Source organism: Mesorhizobium sp. M1E.F.Ca.ET.041.01.1.1 (assembly GCF_003997355.1).
Taxonomy (GTDB): Bacteria; Pseudomonadota; Alphaproteobacteria; order Rhizobiales; family Rhizobiaceae; genus Mesorhizobium.
Map to the genome: position 1 here is coordinate 1 of NZ_RZSL01000628.1, position 3,291 is coordinate 3,291.

Consider the following 3,291-nt stretch of genomic DNA (forward strand, 5'->3'; position numbering starts at 1 on the left):
CGTCGACGTGGCGCTCTCCGACGGCACGGTCATCGCTGCCCGCAAGCGGGCGCCGCTCAGCAGGGGTGAGGCCGTATCCGTCAGCCTGCGGCCGGAATCGCTCAGCCTCTCCGCGCCCGGAGGCGGCAGCCTGAAGGGCATCGTCCGCAACCGGATTTTCCTCGGCTCGACCGCCGAATACGCGGTCGAGGTCCAGGGCATCGGATCACTGCTCGCCAAGGCCGATCACGTGATCGGCCAGGGCAACCTCTTCAAGCCGGGCGAACCCGTCGCCATCGGCTTTGCCGCCGGAGCGCCGCTGGCGTTTCCGCAGCCTAAGAACAACGGGACCAACCAGAGGGAAGACCAACATGTCGAAATCCTATCGTGACGGACTACCGATAAGCCCCGAGAAATTCGTCGACCAATTGATGCGCCTGAAGCGCGGCTCGATCAGCCGGCGCGACTTCCTCGGCCTCACTGGCCTTGGCGTCGCCACCGCAGTGATGGCGCGCGAGCTTGGCATCATGCCGACACCGGCCCTTGCCGCCGAAAACCTCGGCGACCGCATGTCGATCGCTACCTGGCCGAACTATCACGACCCGCAAACCTTCGAGAACTTCAAGGCCGAGACGGGCGTCGCCGTCGAGGTCAATGTCTTCGGCTCGAACGAGGAGATGCTGGCCAAGCTGCAGGCCGGCGGCTCGGGCTGGAGCCTGTTCGTGCCGACCAACTACACCATCTCGACCTATAAGAAGCTCGGCATCATCGAGCCGCTGGACATGGCAAAGCTCGGCAATTTCGATGGCTCGCAGGAGGACGCGCGCTTCACCGCCGAAGGCACGATCGACGGGACGATCTACGCCGTGCCGAAGAACTGGGGTACGACCGGCTTTGCGGTCAACACCAAGAAGCTCGCCAAGCCGATGTCGAGCTGGAAGGAGTTCTGGGACACGGCCATGGCGGAAGGCGACGGCCGCACCATGGTGCATGACTACCAGCTCACCACGATCGGCAACGCGCTGAAATACTACGGCTACTCGTTCAACTCGCTGAAGCAGGACGAACTCGCCAAGGCCGAGGAACTGCTGCTCAAGGTCAAGCCGCATCTGTTCGCGGTGTCGAGCGACTACCAGCCGTCGATGCGCTCGGGCGACGCCTGGATGACGATGTGCTGGACCAATGACGGAGCGCAGCTCCATCGCGACATTGCCGAGATCGCCTATGTGCTCGGTAAGGAAGGCGGCGAGATCTGGACCGACTTCTACGCCATCCCGAAGGATGCGCCGAACAAGCCGGCCGGCTATGCGCTGCTCAACTACCTGATGAACCCGAAGGTGGCGGTGAAGGAGCATCTGGCCAATGGCGCGCCCTCGACCGACGCGCGGGTCAACGCGCTGCTGCCGAAGGAGGTACTCGACAATCCGATCCTCTATCCGGCCGCCGACCTTTTGAAGCCGCTCGAATTCGGCGCCGCCGCGACGCTCACCGATCCGGGCCGTGCCGAGCTGATGGCGCGCTTCAAGTCGGCTTGAGACCGGCCGGCCACAAATCCGATCCAGACAAATCGACCGGCGGGCAGATGCCCGCCGGCGCCCAAACGGCTGTTTCGATGCGCGGCAATCTTGTTCGCAAAAACCTACTGACCGCGCTGCTGCTCGCTCCGGCGACGCTGTGGCTTGTTGTCTTCCTGGTCCTGCCGTTCATAGCCATCGCCATCTTCAGCGTCGGCGAGCGGGCGCCCGAGGGTGGATACCAGGCTGCGCTGACGTTCGCGCAATATGCCAATCTGCCGGCGCGGGCGACCGCGTTCTGGAACACGATGGTGCTGGCGCCGGTCGGCGCGTTCGCCTGCCTGCTCGTCGCTTACCCCGTCGCCTACTATCTGGCGCTGCGCGCGCCGCAGCGCTGGCGGTTGATCCTGCTCGCGCTGATCGTCATCCCGTTCTGGACCAGCCTTCTGATGCGCACCTATGCCTGGATGTACATCCTTGGCGGGCGCGGCATCCCGGCCCTGCTCGCCTATGTCGGGATCGAGGATCTCAGGCTGATCAACACGCCGGGCGCGGTGCTGCTCGGCATCGTCTACGGCTATCTGCCGCTGATGATCCTGCCGATCTATGTCAGCCTGGAGCGGCTTGACCGCCGGCTGCTGGAGGCGTCCGCCGATCTCGGCGCTACGCCTTTGTCCACATTCCTCGGCGTGACGCTGAGACTTTCGCTGCCCGGCGTGATGACCGGCTTCTCCCTGGTGATGATCCTGCTGCTCGGCGAATATCTGATCCCGACGCTGCTCGGCGGCGGCAAGGTGTTCTTCATCGGCAACGCGCTGGTCGACCTCTTCCTGCAGTCGCGCAACTGGCCGTTCGGATCGGCGATCGCCATCACCCTGGTGCTGGTCTCGGTGGCGGTGCTGATCGTCGCCAACCGCATCTCGACCCGGTTGTCGGGCGCACGCCGGGTGGATCTGATCTGATGCGCGCCTTCGTCGTCGCCGTCTTTGCCTTCCTTTATCTGCCGATCGCGCTGGTCGTGCTGTTCTCCTTCAATGCCGGCCAGCATGCCAGCGAGTTCACCGGCTTCTCGGTGCAATGGTACGGCAAGGCGCTGTCGAATCCGTTCCTGGTCGAGGCGCTGAAGAACAGCCTGTTCATCGCCGCTACCAGCGCGCTGCTCGCGGCCGTTTGCGGCACGGCCGCCGCGCTTGGGCTGCAACGCGTCGGCGTGCGGACACGGGCGCTGTTCGATGCGCTGCTGGGCGCCGCGATCGTGGTGCCGGGCGTCGTCATCGGCATTTCGACGCTGGTCGCGCTGGTGCAGCTCTTTGCCGTCGTCAATCCGTTCCTCGCTTCGCTGTGGCCGACCGACCAGCCGCCGCGGCTTGCGCTCGGCTATGGCTCGATCATCGCTGCACACGGCCTGTTCTCGATGGCGCTGGTGACGATGATCGTCGGCACGCGGCTCAGCAGCCTCGACCGCAACCTGGTCGAGGCGTCGAGCGACCTCTATGCCACGCCGCTGACGACGTTCCGTTCGATCGTGCTGCCGCAGATCATGCCGGCGGTGATCGCCGGCTTCCTGCTTGCCTTCACCTTCTCCTTCGACGATTTCATCATCGCCTTCTTCGTCGCCGGCGCGCAGACGACACTGCCGATCTATGTCTTTGCCTCGATCCGGCGCGGCGTGACGCCGGAGATCAATGCCGTCGCGACGATCGTGCTCGCCGCCTCGGTCCTGCTCGTCCTGCTCGCCCAGTGGCAGCTCGGCCGACGAAAGCCATCGCCTTGAAAGACAAATCCATGATTTTGAAAG

Annotated in this window: 4 protein-coding genes; all 4 read left to right on the forward strand. The window is 64.6% G+C overall.

Going from position 1 to position 3,291, the window contains the following annotated elements; translation table 11 throughout:
- A partial coding sequence (locus EOA38_RS31565) for a TOBE domain-containing protein (protein ID WP_127301066.1) occupies window positions 1-370 on the forward strand: 370 nt, incomplete at its 5' end.
- Complete coding sequence (locus EOA38_RS31570; protein ID WP_126091823.1) at window positions 351-1,514, forward strand: spermidine/putrescine ABC transporter substrate-binding protein; 1,164 nt, start codon at window positions 351-353, stop codon at window positions 1,512-1,514. The genes EOA38_RS31565 and EOA38_RS31570, both read left to right, overlap by 20 nt.
- Before the next feature lie 77 nt (window positions 1,515-1,591).
- Entirely contained in the window at window positions 1,592-2,455 is an 864-nt protein-coding gene (locus EOA38_RS31575; protein WP_127301067.1) for an ABC transporter permease, read from the forward strand.
- Window positions 2,455-3,267 carry an ABC transporter permease gene (locus tag EOA38_RS31580; protein ID WP_126091825.1) on the forward strand — a complete coding sequence of 271 codons (813 nt, stop codon included), beginning with the start codon at window positions 2,455-2,457 and terminating at the stop codon, window positions 3,265-3,267. The genes EOA38_RS31575 and EOA38_RS31580 overlap by 1 nt, the downstream gene beginning before the upstream one ends.
- The last annotated feature ends 24 nt before the right edge of the window (window positions 3,268-3,291 follow it).